The sequence below is a fragment of the Candidatus Bathyarchaeota archaeon genome (assembly GCA_023131225.1).
Classification (GTDB): Archaea; Thermoproteota; Bathyarchaeia; order Bathyarchaeales; family SOJC01; genus JAGLZW01.
In genome coordinates this window covers 1-15,515 of record JAGLZW010000027.1, presented here as the reverse complement: position 1 = coordinate 15,515, position 15,515 = coordinate 1, and the positions used below count along the sequence as shown (strand labels likewise).

Annotated in this window: 15 protein-coding genes; all 15 read left to right on the top strand. The window is 42.5% G+C overall.

Features of this window, described 5'->3' with window-relative positions:
• On the top strand, positions 1-377 hold a 377-nt coding region (locus KAU88_07065; protein ID MCK4478271.1), incomplete at its 5' end, for a hypothetical protein.
• 82 nt (positions 378-459) lie between these two features.
• The gene (gene wecB / locus KAU88_07060; GenBank protein MCK4478270.1) at positions 460-1,605 is read left to right on the top strand and encodes a UDP-N-acetylglucosamine 2-epimerase (non-hydrolyzing); all 1,146 of its coding nucleotides are present in this window, start codon (positions 460-462) and stop codon (positions 1,603-1,605) included.
• A 66-nt stretch (positions 1,606-1,671) separates the two neighbouring features.
• Entirely contained in the window at positions 1,672-1,893 is a 222-nt protein-coding gene (locus KAU88_07055; protein ID MCK4478269.1) for a hypothetical protein, read from the top strand.
• Position 1,894: 1 nt separating this feature from the next.
• Complete coding sequence (locus KAU88_07050; protein ID MCK4478268.1) at positions 1,895-2,149, top strand: type II toxin-antitoxin system RelE/ParE family toxin; 255 nt, start codon at positions 1,895-1,897, stop codon at positions 2,147-2,149.
• Between the two features lie 169 nt (positions 2,150-2,318).
• On the top strand, positions 2,319-3,362 hold the full coding sequence (gene gmd, locus KAU88_07045; protein ID MCK4478267.1) for a GDP-mannose 4,6-dehydratase: 1,044 nt from the start codon (positions 2,319-2,321) through the stop codon (positions 3,360-3,362).
• Positions 3,358-4,326: a GDP-L-fucose synthase gene (locus KAU88_07040; GenBank protein ID MCK4478266.1), complete on the top strand. Its 969-nt coding sequence runs from the start codon at positions 3,358-3,360 to the stop codon at positions 4,324-4,326. The genes gmd and KAU88_07040 overlap by 5 nt, the downstream gene beginning before the upstream one ends.
• Positions 4,327-4,329: 3 nt before the next feature.
• Positions 4,330-5,166 carry a glycosyltransferase gene (locus tag KAU88_07035; protein ID MCK4478265.1) on the top strand — a complete coding sequence of 279 codons (837 nt, stop codon included), beginning with the start codon at positions 4,330-4,332 and terminating at the stop codon, positions 5,164-5,166.
• A 146-nt stretch (positions 5,167-5,312) separates the two neighbouring features.
• On the top strand, positions 5,313-6,488 hold the full coding sequence (locus KAU88_07030; protein ID MCK4478264.1) for a glycosyltransferase family 4 protein: 1,176 nt from the start codon (positions 5,313-5,315) through the stop codon (positions 6,486-6,488).
• 1 nt (position 6,489) lies between these two features.
• On the top strand, positions 6,490-7,194 hold the full coding sequence (locus KAU88_07025) for a class I SAM-dependent methyltransferase (GenBank protein ID MCK4478263.1): 705 nt from the start codon (positions 6,490-6,492) through the stop codon (positions 7,192-7,194).
• Positions 7,195-7,271: 77 nt separating this feature from the next.
• On the top strand, positions 7,272-7,934 hold the full coding sequence (locus KAU88_07020) for a class I SAM-dependent methyltransferase (GenBank protein ID MCK4478262.1): 663 nt from the start codon (positions 7,272-7,274) through the stop codon (positions 7,932-7,934).
• A gap of 91 nt (positions 7,935-8,025) precedes the next feature.
• Entirely contained in the window at positions 8,026-9,273 is a 1,248-nt protein-coding gene (locus tag KAU88_07015; protein MCK4478261.1) for a glycosyltransferase, read from the top strand.
• 111 nt (positions 9,274-9,384) lie between these two features.
• Entirely contained in the window at positions 9,385-10,548 is a 1,164-nt protein-coding gene (locus KAU88_07010) for a glycosyltransferase family 4 protein (protein ID MCK4478260.1), read from the top strand.
• Positions 10,549-10,879: 331 nt separating this feature from the next.
• Entirely contained in the window at positions 10,880-12,055 is a 1,176-nt protein-coding gene (locus KAU88_07005) for a glycosyltransferase family 4 protein (protein ID MCK4478259.1), read from the top strand.
• Between the two features lie 2 nt (positions 12,056-12,057).
• Positions 12,058-13,218: a glycosyltransferase gene (locus tag KAU88_07000; GenBank protein MCK4478258.1), complete on the top strand. Its 1,161-nt coding sequence runs from the start codon at positions 12,058-12,060 to the stop codon at positions 13,216-13,218.
• Positions 13,218-15,515 (top strand): hypothetical protein (locus KAU88_06995; GenBank protein ID MCK4478257.1); only part of this gene is annotated, 2,298 nt, incomplete at its 3' end. The genes KAU88_07000 and KAU88_06995, both read left to right, overlap by 1 nt.

Genomic DNA, 15,515 nt, shown 5'->3' with positions numbered 1-15,515 from the left:
AGTTCAGGGAAAGCGTAGAGTACTGTTATCCTGCGCCTTTGTTGGTGGAGCTTGTGGCAAAAGCTGCCAAGGAAGCCTCGAAGAGGGGGTTGAAAGGTCTTCCCAAAGAAGCTGTAGACGGGTTTAGAGCTCTTTTAGCGGGCTTGGGCGTTGCTGTAGAGCTTCCTGAGCCGAATGGACTGGAGCTTGCCGCAGAGCTTTGGATGAGAGGCCACAGAGACATAATGGACGATATGGCTTATGCCCACGCGGTGAAAACACAAGCATACCTCATGACCCTTGATGAGGCCTTTAGGCGTTTTCTCTCTGAGAAAGGCTACTCCTTAGACGTTGTCATAACGCATAGAGAGCTGGAAAACGTGACAAGAGAGGGTTAACTGAAATTATGCACATTAAATGGGCGCGCAAATGTGCAAAGCCTTGGGATGGAGCATACGCTCCTGAAACAAGAGATGAAGAATGAAGATTTCTATCGTTCTGGGCACTCGTCCTGAGATTATTAAGTTGTCTCCGGTTATTCGTGAATGTGAACGTTTAGGCTTGGATTATTTTGTTCTTCATACGGGGCAGCATTATTCGTATAATATGGATCGGGTTTTCTTTGAGCAGCTTGAATTGCCTGAGGCAGAGTACAATCTTGATGTGGGGTCGGGGACTCATGGGGAGCAGACTGGGAGGATGCTGATGGGGATTGAGAGGGTTCTTCGCGAGGAGGAGCCGGACTGTGTTTTGGTTGAAGGTGACACTAACACTGTTCTTGCTGGCGCCTTAGCTGCGACTAAGCTTGGCGTTAAGGTTGGGCATGTGGAGGCTGGTTTGAGAAGTTATGACCGGGAGATGCCTGAGGAAATCAACAGAGTCCTAGCAGATCATTGTTCAGATTTGCTGTTTGCGCCTACTGAGAAGTCTAGGCAGATATTGCTCGGTGAGGGGATTTCTGGGGACAAGGTTTTTGTGACTGGTAACACGGTTGTTGATGCTGTTTTTCAGAATTTGGAGATCTCGAAGAGGAAAGGTGGCATTCTTAGTCATTTGGGTATTGATGATGAGGGCTACTTTTTGGTTACGGTTCATCGTCAAGAGAATGTTGATGACGAGAAGAGGTTTCGGGGGATTCTGAAGGGTTTGGAATTGGTGCAGGAAGAGTTTGGTTTCAAGGTTGTCTATCCGATTCATCCTAGGGCTAAGAAGCAGCTTAAGGCATTTGATGTGGAAGCGAATGGGGTTATGCTTGTTGAGCCTTTGGATTATTTGGGCTTTTTGCAGCTTGAAAGCAATGCTAAACTTGTCTTAACGGATTCGGGCGGGGTGCAGGAAGAAGCGTGTGTTCTAGGGGTTCCATGTGTTACGTTGAGGTATAATACTGAGAGGCCTGAGACTTTGGAGGTTGGAGCTAACGTGCTAGCTGGAACAGACCCTTACGAGATTGTGGCGAAGACAAAGTTAATGCTTAGTGGCAACAACAGCTGGGAGAACCCGTTTGGCGATGGTAAGGCTGCAGAAAGAATAGTTAATTTGCTGAGAACAAATGTGTTCGTTGACAAGTCGTATATGGTTGAAAGCAAAAAATATGGTGTTCATTCGGTTCTTGACAGTCAACTATGAAAATGCTTTTCGGAATTGTGGAAGGTTTAAATCTTTTAGAGAGACATAATTTGCAGGTGTTGATTGGTGGAGATAAAAGTTAAGTTCACGAAGAGAGGGGTTCTGGTTCCCAAAGAACTCTTTGAGGAAATGATGAGCGCATATTTTAAAGTGGAGCAGATCTTGGCTACGTTAGAGACGCTTGCAGATAAAGAAGCGTTGAAGACTATCCGGAAGAGTAGAGAGGAAGTCGCTAAAGGCGAATATGTTGAATGTTCCATAAAGGATTTAGAGAAAGTTTTAGAATAAGATGCCGTACAAAGCTAGGTTCTCAAGAATTTTCCTTAAAAAACATAGGAGGCTACCAAGCCTCGTTAAACCCAGAGTTGTGGAAGCGCTCCGGGAAATCCTCATGAACCCTCACGCTGGAGTTCCGTTAGTGGGACCTCTTAAAGGTTTATGGAGGCTGAGGATTGGAAAATATAGAATCGTCTACGAATTTGTCGAGAAAGAGAAAACTGTCATCTTCCATGATGTTGACCTGAGAAAAAAGGTTTACGGGTAAATGTTTTGACTGGTTTTTCAAGGGTCTTGGTTATTGACTGTGACACTTTCATAGAGAGCCACTCTACTGTGCGTGTGGTCACGGTGAAGCTGGCTGGGAATAGTTCAGGTGCTGAGAAATTTGCATAAGTCGAGTGGTCTTTTCGAAAACTGTGCGTAGGAAGAATTCGTTGAAAAAAGCGCTTGTTACTGGAATAACTGGGCAGGATGGTTCGTATCTGGCAGAACTTTTGCTTTCGAAGGGCTATGAGGTGCATGGAATCATTAGGAGGGCCAGTACTTTCAATACTTCGAGGATAGATCATATTTATGTGGATCCTCATGAGCCGAGTGCGAGACTTTTTCTTTCTCATGGGGACCTTTCTGATTCTGAGCAGATAGCGAACATAATTTATAATGTTAAGCCTGATGAGGTGTATCATTTGGGGGCTCAGAGCCATGTTAGGGTGAGTTTTGATATTCCGGAGTATACTGGGAATGTTACTGGTTTGGGCACTACTAGGATTTTGGAGGCTATCAAAAGAAGCGGAAACAGCGTTAAGTTTTATCAGGCTTCTAGTAGTGAGATGTTTGGAGATGCTCCATCTCCCCAGAGTGAGGAAACGGCTTTTAGGCCTAGGAGTCCTTATGCTAGTGCTAAGCTCTATGCGTATTGGATGACTGTGAATTATAGGGAGGGCTACAATCTGTTTGCGTGTAATGGAATTTTGTTTAATCACGAGTCTCCCCGGAGAGGTGAAACTTTTGTAACGAGAAAAGTAACCAGGGCTATAGCGAACATTTTGGCTAAGAAGCAGAGTTTTCTTTATCTGGGGAATCTTGATGCGAGACGGGATTGGGGGTATGCTCCAGAGTATGTGGAGGCGATGTGGAAGATATTGCAGATTAACCCGCCGGAAGATTTTGTGTTAGGAACTGGTGAGGCTCATTCGGTGAGAGAGTTTGTTGAGCAAGCTTTCTCTTATGTTGATTTGCCCTTTGAGAAGTACGTAAAGATTGATCCGCGGTATTTTAGACCTACTGAGACTGAAGAGTTGGTGGCTGATGCAGGGAAGGCAAGGAAAAAACTGGGTTGGGCGCCGAAGATTAAATTCGAAGAATTAGTTAAAATAATGATAGATGCTGATATGCGTAAATTGGGTTTAGAACCCGTCGGAAAGGGAGACAAAATCGTTGAGAAGAAGTTTCCGAATAGATGGTGGAAGGTGGATTAGGACGGGATTTTGGGATGATAAGAAGATATTGGTCACTGGTGGAGCTGGATTCTTAGGTTCCTTCATAGTTGAGAAGCTGATAAAGGAAAGGGAAGTAAATCTTGGAAATATTAAGGTTCCAAGAAGTAAAGACGTAGATCTGAGAAAGTGGGAAAACTGTGTAAAAGCTGTTAATGATGTAGATGTTGTTATTCATTTGGCAGCTAAAGTTGGCGGTATAGGATTTAACAAGAAGTATCCTGCAACTTTGTTTTATGATAATGCCATAATGGGGATTCAGTTAATGGAAGCTGCTAGACAGGAAGGAGTACAAAAATTTGTTGCAATAGGAACAGTGTGTGCATATCCGAAGTACACTCCCGTTCCCTTTAAAGAGGAAGACTTGTGGAATGGGTATCCAGAAGAAACAAATGCGCCCTATGGTATTGCTAAGAAAATTCTACTAGTTCAGGCTCAAGCCTACAGATGGCAATATGGTTTTAATGCTATTTTTCTGTTGCCAGTTAATTTGTATGGTCCGAGAGATAATTTTGACCCTGAACAGTCACATGTGATCCCGGCGCTCATAAAGAAGATGGTAGATGCGAAGTTAGAGGGTAGAAACGAAGTTGTCGTTTGGGGTACGGGAAAAGTTTCTAGAGAGTTTTTGTATGTGGAAGACGCTGCTGAAGGCATTCTTTTAGCAACTGAGAAATATAACAAACCAGCCCCTGTGAATCTAGGGGCAGGTAAGGAGATCATAATAAAAGAGCTTGTCGATTTAATAGCGGAGCTTACTGAGTACAAAGGGAAAATTGTATGGGACCCTTCAAAGCCGGACGGGCAACCGAGGAGATGTCTTGAAACCAGCAAAGCTGAAGAAGAATTTGGCTTTGAAGGCAAAACCGATTTCAAAGAAGGGCTCAAAAGAACAGTTAAATGGTACCGATTTGCCAAAAGTATGCGTGTGCAAAGAGCAAGCTAGACATTGATTAAAACGGAAAAGCCTTTAGTTTCTGTTGTAATGCCAGTTTTCAAATGTAACCCTGCATTTTTGAAGCAAAGTGTCGCGAGTGTGCTAAGACAGACTTTGGCAAGCTTGGAGTTACTACTGATTGTAGATGTTGACGGGATGTCGCTTGACAAGTCGATGTTTGACGCCCTTGAAGAATTTAAGACCGATAGACGTTTGCGCATAATAGTCAATGAAGGCCGAGGAGGTTTCGTAGAAGCGCTAAATGCGGGTATTCTAGCGTCAAGGGGGAAGTATATTGCCAGAATGGATGGAGATGACGTTAGTCTGCCGCATAGATTGGAATTACAGATTGAGGCTATGGAAAAAGAGAAAGTAGATTTTGTTGGAGGATGGGCGCACGTTATCGATGAGGAGGGAGGAATTTTGGGAAGGTTGACCCCTCCAACAGACACCGAAACTATAAAAAGAATGATAATGGTACATAATCCTTTTATTCATAGCTCAGTGACATTCAAGAGATCAATTCTTGCTCATACAGGTCTTTACAATCCCAAATTATGGGGTGCGGAAGATTATGAGCTATGGATGCGAATAGTCTCTCTAGGTTATGACTGCATCAATTTGCCTAGATTTGTTTTGCGGCTTAGAGAAACAAATGACTCCATAGTAAGAGGGAGAAGATGGAGACCGACAAGAACTAGCTATGCAAAGGCAAAAATTCTGGGGCTCACCAAATGGGGGTATCATAGTCCTCTCTCAATCGTGTCTTGTTTTGTCGGGCCATTCTTCCACTTTATATCACCTAAAATGGCATTGAAATTGAAGTCCCTTCTCCAATGGTTCGAGTGAAGAGCAAATGCAGGCCAACAGGTGTATCCATTTGGTGGATGATAGTTTAGCTCATGTACTGAAAGGGTTGTTGCATGGTCGGATGCCACAATCTTTTCATGACTCGTTGCCAAGTTGGTTGATAAGAGAGAGGCAAGCCAAATAAAGTGAGAACGGTTTATCTGGATGTTGCTGGAAGGATGCACTCACTCTATAAAGAGTTGATACTGCATCCGCCCTCGGGGTATCAGTTCGTCACTCTAGGCTCGAGCTGGGACAAAGTTTCTAGTGTTGCAAGTAAGGTAGACGCGATTTATTCCTTTCAGGAGAAGGCTTTGGGTGAGATAGTGCCAGTGAATCTTGCCAAGGCTTATTTGGAGAAGTTCAAAAAGCCGCCAAAGGGCACAGACCTAACTTATGCTACCGGGCATTTAGTCTTCCGTAAAGAACCATGGGTGGTAGATCTAGAGTTTGTAACTCAGCTTGCGGGCTATAATATCAAACACTTCAAGAGGTGTAAGTGGCTCATAGAACTGGTTCTATCATCAGAATATTGTAAGAAGATTATCTGTTGGACGGAGGCAGCCAAGAAAACTGTTCTACATAACCTCAATTGCGAGCGTTTTGCTCATAAAGTGGAGGTTGTCCGACTCGCTGTGCCTAAGAAACACTGTACGAAAGAGCACGGTCATAAAGAGAAAATTAAATTGCTTTTTGTTGGTTCAGCAAACATTCCCGGAGAGTTTGAATATAAAGGCGGACAAGAAGTCCTTGCGGCTTTCTTAATTCTTCGAAAAAAATACTCGAACTTGGAACTAGTGATACGGTCGGACATCCCTAAGGCGATAAGAGCTAGATGCGGAAGTGTAGATAAACTGAAACTAATTGAGGGGCTGATCCCTTGGGAGCAATTAGAGCAAGAATTCAAATCGGCGGATATTTTCCTCTTTCCTTCACATGCTACTCCAGGCCTTGCCATTCTAGACGCTATGAGTTATGAACTGCCAGTGATAACTACCGACGTCTGGGCGAACCCAGAAATGGTTGAAAATGGCAAAACGGGGTTCGTCCTTGAAAGGTCTAAAAGAGCGCCATATTACATAGAGAATTTTATTCCTAACTGGAGTTATAATCCCACATCCAAATTTATGAGGATTATAAAAACCATAGATCCTAACGTAGTGGATGAACTTGTAGAAAAGACGAGCATTTTGATAGAAGATAAGGAACTGAGAAGAGGAATGGGAAGGGATGGTAGGCAGGAAATTGAAACTGGGAAGTTTTCCCTTGAAAAGAGGAATGAGACGCTAAAAAAGATATTTGATGAAGCTACGGAGATATGACATGGATTCCGCTTCAGACGCAAGATGGAGAGCTGCACAAAATGCAGAGCGCGCGCATGCACATGCATCTTTCCACAGCTGGAAGCTAGAAGAGCTGAGAACTCATAGTCATTTTTTCTCACAAAAATTCCTGTTAGGCTCTGAATTCTTTAATGATAAGAACATCTTGGAAGTGGGGTGTGGTCCTGCAGTAGCGATTCATGGTCTTGGACAAGCGGGATTAAGGTTGGGAATCGATCCCCTCGCTGGTGAATTACGACACTTTTATCCAAATAGCACTAACAACATTCGAGGCATGGGTGAATACTTGCCTTTTAAAGATGAAACCTTTGATGTAGTGTTATGCGTTAATGTTCTGGACCATGTTCAAAATCCTTTCGCCGTATTAAAAGAAATGCAAAGATGTCTAAAAAGAGGGGGCACTCTAGTCTTATGGCTGCAAACATTTCACATTTTGAGGGCAATTAGAAAGGCGCTAAGTCTAGTCGATGCCCCTCACCCTCACCATTTTCGCGATAGCGATGTCTCTTTCATGCTTCAAGAGATAGGGTATAACATCGACTATCGTCGGTATGAAAGAGCTAGCTTGAACTCCTCAATTTCTGTAATCAAACAGAAGCTGATTATCTCTGGATTAAAATCCTTGCTCGCTATATTGTTTCTAGGGCTTCACGAATCTTCCTATATGTGTTCGAAGACCTCTTAGAACTTAAGGTAGGAAGTTGAATGAAAAACGCGCGCATTCATACAAGTCGGTAGGAAGGATCTGATCGAAAATTGTGCGTGCGTAGAATAATAGAGAATTTGTATTTTTATCTACCTTTTTCAAGGATAAATGTTGTTTGGCAGAAACTTGACAAACAAAAATCGCATACAATCCTAGACGTAGGGTGTGGGATTGGTCTTCCTATGAGGGGGCTAAGAAAACATCAGAAGTTCTCTACAGTAGGTATAGACTTGCTTTTGCCACACTTGAAGGAATGCCACCAAATGAGAGTTCACGATGACTACATTCTCTGCGATGCACGGTTTCTACCTATCCGAAAGAAGACGTTTGACATAGTTCTGTGCTTAGAATTAATCGAACACCTACCAAAGAACGATAGTGAAATGTTAATGAATAAGATTGAAGAAATTGCACGCATTCAGGTTATAATATCTACTCCTGTTGGGTTTCATCATGGAAAATCGGGTTGGACTCCGATTGAGTTTGAACAGAAAGGATATAAACTTAGAGGAATAACTGGTTTACGTTGCTTGAACAACGAGATGTGCAAATCAACCTTTCTTCAGCAGAGTATAGTTTTTAATCTCATATCCTACTTGTCAAATTTCCTTGCCTATTTTGTCCCAAATTTTGCCCATTGCATGCTTGCCGTTAAAAAAGCGGGGGCTACGGGGCTTGGAAGAAAGGACTATGAAAAACGCGCGCACGTAGGAAGATAAATGGAAAAAACGGACCGAGGCTTTGAGCTTAAAACTTATTATTACGATGTGAAAAGACTAGTGGACGTAAAGCTCTTCGCGAATTGAGCCTATGAAAAAGCTAACATTCTTAATAACAACACCAACTTACTACCCTGCCGCCGATATTTCATGCGTCAGCGATCTTATTAATGCCATCGCAACAGGTCTAGCACGAAGGGGTCACGAGGTGCATATCATGCATAGTCTGGATGCGTCTGCAAAAGGTCTCCGTTCCCCTTCGTCTGATTGGAAGGATATCGTGGCTAAATGGGAATCGGAACATCCCAGGTTGTATGTTCACACATTAAGGTCACCGCTTAATATCGTTGATTCATTGATTGCCTATTTTTTTGGTAGCTCTCCATATGTGAACAAGCAGTTTAGCAAGATTATCAGTGATGTAAGACCAGATGTGGTGAACCACCATAGTCCTATGTTCTTCGGTTATCAGATATTGAGGAAGCAGGGAGATTACTTATCAATATATACCGCTCATGGTTACTGGCTGATATGTCAAAGAGGGTATCTGCTAAAGAATAATCGCCGGCCTTGTGACATAAGAAAAAATTGTTTTTCCTGCGCGATTCTCTCCAGGAAGCCACCTCAAATGGGAAGATACCTAAAAGGATTTAGAAAGGCAATTAGTGATATCGACCTTATTTTAACCCCTAGTACGAAAGTGAAGGAAATACTTTCGGCAAACCTAGATACACGGATAGAGTGCATCCCTCATTTTGTTCCCTACCCCAAACAAATAGTAAAAAGCTCAGGATATTCAAACTACTTCCTGTACGCGGGGGCCTTGGGAATGCATAAAGGAGTTTTGAACCTACTGGAAGCTTTCAGGAGACACTCCAATGAAATCAGCGCCAAGCTAATAATCGTGGGAAGAGGGCCTTTGGAAAACCGTATGATGAGATTTGTAGCAAGGCACAACCTACAAGGCAAAGTGTTTTTTCTGGGATGGGTGGATAAAGAGATGCTATGGTCATTATACCAAGATGCCTTGGCATTAGTGGTGCCCTCCCTCAATCAAGATCCTGCTCCTACTGTTATCATGGAGGCATTATCTGTTGGTACTCCAACGATAGGCTCTGACAGAGGAGGCATACCAGAAATAATAAGCAAGCTTGATAGAGGATTGATCTGCCGCAGTGAGGATGTGGAGAGTCTAGGGAAAATCCTGATGAACTATAAAAAGGAGAATTACCCCCCACAAAAGGTAAGAGAAGTATGCGAGAAGTGGTTTTCAGCAGAAAGATACATTTCACGATATCTCAATCTCCTCGGGAGTGTAATGGCTGGTGCTAAAGTGTAATGGGCGATTTAGCGAAAAGCATTTTGAAAAAAAGAAGCGTAGAAGAAGAATCGATGGCGCATGCAGGGAAGATGTTTAAATCATGATATTCTTAGTTGAAAGGGATATTTGATGAAGCCACGGCATAAAAAGCCCAGTGTTGCGCTAATAACTTTGCCTATCGGGAATAAAATAGGGGCAAGTTTTGTAACAAAATCCTTGCGACTACTTGAGCCCTTGTGCGGTGAACTTTTTCTAATCACTGGAAACTTTCTTGCGGGAACTGGTGGGCGGGTTCGCGTAATTAATATAAAATGTCCTAAGAGCTATGGTGAAAAGAGACCAGTTTGGATTAGAATCCTCAGATTCTTGCTAATCCAGCTAAGGACTTCACTTAAATTAGTACAAATATCTTCTGAAATTGACATTGCGCTTTTTCACCTTGGAGGAGAACTTAATCTATTACCCATTTTCTGCTCAAAATTATTCGGAAAGAAAACAGTTATATTTTATTATGGAATTCAAAAAAGCTGGGAGATGAAACTGAATGAACCATCAGGGGCGAGTGGGGCCATTTTCCCTCTCGTTGCTGGGGTTTTGGAAAGGATGATTTTTCACTTGGTGGATCATATTGCTGTAGAAGCAAAGGGTATCATTGAAAGTGGGCCATTTAGTAGATACAAGGGTAAGGTTTCATCTAATGGTGCTTTCTACGTGGACACTAGCCGTTTTAGATTAGAAAGAGAGCTAAAGAGTAGAAAGCAGCTGGTCGGACTTATCAGTTCCTTGGTCCCTGTGAAGGGAGTAGTTAACTTCATTGATGCACTACCTTTGATTTTAAAGCAACTGCCGGACGTAGAGTTCCTGATAGGCGGGGACGGACCGTTATTTTATAAAATTAAAGACTGCCTAGAGAAAAGCGGGTTACGTGATAAAGTGAGCCTTACAGGATGGCTTTCAAGGGATAGAGTTGCATACCACCTTAATCAAATGAAGCTCCTTGTCTTGCCCTCGTATGAGGAAGGGCTACCTAACATAGTTTTAGAGGCTATGGCATGTGGCACACCAGTTTTAGCAACGCCTGTCGGTGGAATTCCAGACATCATAAAGGATGAAAAAACCGGATTTATATTAGAAGACAATTATGCAGAATCTATCGCCAAAGGTGTAATAAGAGCTTTGAACCATCCAAGGCTCCTAGAGATAACAAAGGATGCGCGTGCTCTCATTGAGAGCAAATATTCCTATACAGCAGCGGTTCACAGATATGAGAAGATCTTGACTAGCTTATGCTAAACCGGGCTATATACATCCATGTGCTGAAAGCGATAATAAACTGTTTCGCTAAAAGCGAAAAATATGATACCATTGGGAGTTTCTCGTAAAAACCATGAGGATGTTTAAGATATGAAGAAAGTTACTTTGTCGTTGACATTCTTAGCAATCTTAGCATTTGTTGCATCATCTATGACATTATGGTTACTCGAATTGTCATTAAAATACGTGCTTTACTTCTTCGAGGTCACCTTATTCCTAACACTATACCAATCTCTATTTGGAAAGTCTATCGAAACAAGTTTAAAATTGAAGAAAAAACCTGTAAATCTGTGATGTTTGAGGATGGTTCATGAAAGTTTTATTTGTCCTTGGTTTTCCTAATCCTTTTCCCGGCGCTGGTTGGACTAGGATAGGCTTCTTTGCTAATGCTTGGTCTAAGAAGTCGCGCTCAGTGGAGGTTTTGGGTGCATTCAGCTATAAATCCTTTCAAAAAAAAGGAGTCAGAAAACTGGGTGAAGTTAACCTTTTCAACCTTGTCTTCAACATGTGTCTAACTCATCCGCTAATCTTCATATTAAACAGTTTTATTTCCTTCATGGTTTCAACGCTTTTCCTAAGAGCCAGAAAACCAAACGTAGTGATAGTTTCTGTCCCCTCCGGCGATGTTGGGCTGGGGGCGTTAATGGCCTGCAAACTGGTCGGGGCCAAGTGTGTGGTTGATTACAGAGACGAGTGGGAAGACTACGCAATAAGCCTTAATAATTCTAGAATCGGGAAATCCTTCTATTCAGCAGTAAAGAAGCTCATAGCAAGCCTTTACGCAAAATGTCACCTAGTTGCTGCTGTGACGCCAAACTTCTTGAAGTCTTTAAAGCGCCGTGGAGTAACTAATGTTAGGCTCGTACCGAACGGAGCCGATACAAGAACGTTTAAGCCATTAAGCAATAAGCGAGAGAACGAAGGCTTCACAATATTTTACTCAGGTGGTATTGGAGGATACTATAATTTGGATGTGGTAGTTAAGACAATAAAGAAGCTTGTAGACAAGGGCTTGAGCAATGTTAAGTTGGTTATTGCTGGGGGAGGTAAAGTACAGAAGGTGCTCAACTTGGCCCTTGAACTGGGTATCTCAAACAACATAGAGTATAAGGGAGCAATAAACGACAAGGTGAAATTGGCAAAGCTGATTGCTAGAGCTGACGTAGGCTTGGTTCCCTATGACGATAATCTCCTTTGGAGGAACTCTCTCCCTGCCAAGTTCTTTGAGTATTGCGCATGTGGAGTGCCGGTAGTAGCCACAGTTTACGATGACTCGATACTAGCCAAGCTGATAAAAGAGCATGAAGTAGGCTTAACAGTTCCACCTATGGATGAAAAGAGGTTCGCGGAAGCGATTTACAGAATCTACAAAAACAAACCGTTTAGAGAAATGGCAGGCAAAAGGGCGAGATTACTCATTGAGGAAAAGTTCGACAGGAACAAGATCGCTGAAGAGTTCCTTAAGCTGCTAGAGAAGTTTCTTTAAGCATGCCGCCAAATCTAATGATTTTAACGAGCTACTTCGCTATAGAGCCCAAAAGCATTAGAGGCGGAATTGGCTACAGGTATGTAGGGCTATACGGTTCATTAGTCAAGGCTTTACTGAACCGCTCACCGGAATCAAAGATATTCTGGTACTCACATGCTGATCGATGTCTAAGGTTTATCACACGAAGGAAGACGTTGAAAAGCAGGTCAAACATACTTAAAGCCGTGTTAGGCGCTATCTCCACCACTTTAAAGAATAGGTCATATTTAGTCGTAGTCGTGGCGTATCCCTACGCTGTTCCAAGAATACAAGCTGTATTGGAGTACATTTTATCTCTTCTGGCTTTGAAGGTGGTTGGCGTAGGTCGTGTTAGAGTAATTGTTGACATACTTGATCCGCCAGTAGAGGCGGATTACGCCTTCTCAGAGAAAGAGCCCTCAATATTACCGATACTCTATCACAGGTTTCTGGATATATTAACCCTAAAGCTGACCTCATCCATCATTGTACTCAGCGAGTCTTATAGGCAATACATTGCAACGATCTATGGGATTAGCAAATTGAAAATCTCTGTAGTGCCAACTGGCTCCTTAGTGAGCTACATCGATTACAATCCGCCGAAATCCGAAGGCCCCTTAACGGTGCTATACTCTGGCTCGGCGATGAAAGTCAAGGACGTCGATAAGCTTGTGTCAACTGTCACAAACTTAAGAGAATGTGGTATGGAGATAAAACTACACATCGCAGGAGCAAAGCTAATGGATTTACCGGACTATGTTTACGTGGGTTCATACGATTGGCCCAGCTTTGTCAAAGATATACTTTCTAACTCAGATATAGGCATTATACCTTACCCAAATAGATTGCATTTCTCTTATACGATGCTTTCCAAGCCCTTTGATTATATGGCTGCGGGTAAACCTATAATTTCAACAGATCTCGAGGAAACTGGCAACATGATTAGAACGTTTAACTGTGGATTGGTGGCTAGGGACTGGAATGAGTTCGAACTTCACCTTAAGAGACTTTACCGCGATAGAGAGTTCGCTAAAAAACTTGGGGAGAATGGGCGAAGAGCAGCCGAGAAATACTTTAACTACGAATTATTAGCTGAAGCCCTCTTTGAGAAATTGGTTAAGATGTTTAGAAGTGAGAATTGATGAAGAAAGTTGAAGCGCAACCATTTATGAGAAACTTGATAATAGTTGCTGCAGTAGCAACTGCTTTCTCATCCTTCACTTTATGGCTAATAGGGTCATGGATAAAATACCCGCTTTTTCTACTTGAAATACTCACAATTATCGTTCTGTATTTAATCGTTAGCGGTTATGATGTTAAGCTAACCGTGAAGCACATTAGAATAGAGAATACGCATGTTGGCTTGATAATCGACTTATTCCTCATAGTTTCTGCATCAAGTCTGTTAATTATTAACAAATTGCGCGTCCAAGGAGGATTAATACAGTTAGCCCTAGCTTTGCTCTGCACATCCCTTCTTTCAGGTTACGCCTTGCTAAATATCTTCGGACTAACTCGCTACTTCACTAGACTTGAAACCGTGGTTTTATCATACCTGTTCAGCTACACCTTCACCGGTTTTATAACCCTAGCTTCCTTTTCTATCGATGAAAACGCACGAACTCTATTTGCGCTGAGCATTTTTATCGTACTAGGATTAATTTCAGCATTTAAACATAAAAAACACGAAGCTCCCCGTGTCTCGAGATCCCTCTCAAAAAATATCTACTCTTTAGCCCTCCTCCTCGCCATGGTTTTTTACGCTCTCTCTTTCTACTTTATGTATCCACGCTTCGCTCTTCTCCCCGGAACAGACATATCGCGTCACTACGGGAGCAGTATTATTCTGAGCAGGACGCCTGACCTTTACATAGGTTCAGTTTATCTGCTTGCTCACCTTCACCAATCCTTGTTCCTTTCACTCTCAAATCCATCGATGTTATCTGCTCAAACGGCTTTGGTCACATTAAATCTTATGTTGCCGCTAGCTTTTTATATAATGGCGAAGCAATACTTAAAAAAATTTGATGCTAGACTGCCTACATTAGCTACGTTGTTCTGGGTCTTGTTTACGAATAGTTTCGGGGGCTTCGCATGGCTCCACTTCGCCATGCTAAAACTTTCAACTATAGGTCAAACTCAACTCCAGCTTTTGGCTACTACAGCAGACAAGACTTATAACGGAACTGTCTACGGGATCCTCGGACTGTGGTATGTTCCAGCTACAGTATCCTTGGTGTTGCTGATGGCAACGATCTTTCTAATGCGAAAGAAAGAAATACCAACATCAAAATATCTTGCCCTGTTCTCCATCATAATAGCCGCGTTATACCTTACGCACGTAACCGAAGCTGTAGTGTTTGCCCTATTTCTAGCCGCTTATGGAGCGATATCGAGGAATGAAAATCTTAGGATTGACGACTCGATAAAATCTTCAATAATCGGCTTTTTGTTTGCTATTATAATTTACTATATTTTCTTCTTGCTCACCGCACGTTTCATATTTAACTTATCCCTATTAATCTCCCTCTTTAGTCCCATCTTGGCTCTGCTTCTGTCACTAGTATTTAGACGAGTCATTAGGCCAAGATTATCCCCTTTTAAAATTACGTTGGGAATCAGCGGCAAAACGTTATCAAAAACATTAGTTTTATCGCTCCTCTTTGTGCATACTGTTGCCTTGCTGTCATGGGCATCGCTTACGGAATCCTTCCACACTTGGCAAGTTGACACAATAGGTTTGGTTCCTTGGTTCATGTACCCACTAATGCTCGGCATAAACGGTGTACTAGCCATAATCGCCCTGTATTACCTTGCCCAAGATATGAAATCTTACAAAGCGCTCACGCTTTTCATAGCTTTCATGATCTTCACTTTCATTGCTGGAAAACTTGTGTCGACAATAAACCTCTACTTCTTTGATGCCGGATATTCGGAGAAGAGATTCATATGGTTCATAAAGCTATCCCTCGCAACCCTTGCTCCAATCCCAATTCTGCTCTCAATCGATAGGTTAAAGAAAAAAACCATCCATGCCAACATCAAAACTGTTGCTACAGTTGCAATAATTGGAATAGTCGTTCTATATGGTGCTTCCACAACCTTTCTCAACCTAGAATACTGGAACATCGTGGCAAATAATCCTGCCAACCAGCCTACTTCTAATGAGATGAATGCCATAAATGCCTTCAAGGAAATACTGGATAACGATCCCAAAGCATGGTTAGCCACTGTAACAAGCACTTCTGCAGGCATGGCGACCTTTGCGGCTCCAGCAGACATGCTTGTGCTAAAGCAGCTTCTCTACACAGCTTATAGGCCTGAGATGGCTTTCACCCAGCTTTACAGACATCCAGCCTATACTCATCCCTACATTTACCTTCATAGCAGAGACACAGCTCATCTGAACAAGTTTAGCGACTGCTTCCTAGCACAATAC

Bases quoted from the DNA above. Each gene is read 5' to 3' on its own strand.
- KAU88_07000 (MCK4478258.1), top strand. From the start codon at position 12,058: ATGCCGCCAAATCTAATGATTTTAACGAGCTACTTCGCTATAGAGCCC.
- KAU88_07015 (MCK4478261.1), top strand. From the start codon at position 8,026: ATGAAAAAGCTAACATTCTTAATAACAACACCAACTTACTACCCTGCC.
- KAU88_07005 (MCK4478259.1), top strand. From the start codon at position 10,880: ATGAAAGTTTTATTTGTCCTTGGTTTTCCTAATCCTTTTCCCGGCGCT.
- KAU88_07010 (MCK4478260.1), top strand. From the start codon at position 9,385: ATGAAGCCACGGCATAAAAAGCCCAGTGTTGCGCTAATAACTTTGCCT.
- KAU88_07050 (MCK4478268.1), top strand. From the start codon at position 1,895: ATGCCGTACAAAGCTAGGTTCTCAAGAATTTTCCTTAAAAAACATAGG.
- KAU88_07025 (MCK4478263.1), top strand. From the start codon at position 6,490: ATGGATTCCGCTTCAGACGCAAGATGGAGAGCTGCACAAAATGCAGAG.
- wecB (MCK4478270.1), top strand. From the start codon at position 460: ATGAAGATTTCTATCGTTCTGGGCACTCGTCCTGAGATTATTAAGTTG.